Here is a 238-nt window from a genome sequence, read left to right on the forward strand (position 1 = left end):
GCCGAGGATGGCGTCGGTGTCGTCGCGCCGCCAGCGCACGGCGGCGCGCAGGCCGCGCTCGCCATCGTCGCCCATGCGCTGCCCGTTGAAGGTGTTGCGGACCCAGCCGTTGTCACGCTGGTCGAGCGCCGAGATGCGCAGTGCCAGCCCCTCGGCCAGCGGTGTGTTGTAGAGCAGCTCGGTATGGACCGCCCCGCGGGTGCCGACCCGGACCAGTCCACTCGCTTCGGTCCGCTCG

Annotated in this window: 1 protein-coding gene; it reads right to left on the reverse strand. The window is 72.7% G+C overall.

All coding sequences use genetic code 11. The annotated features are described in order from the left end of the window. A partial coding sequence (locus ACPYOM_RS23805) for a hypothetical protein (RefSeq protein ID WP_481347876.1) occupies positions 1-238 on the reverse strand: 238 nt, incomplete at both ends.

The organism is Monashia sp. HAY1-2A, from assembly GCF_056755315.1.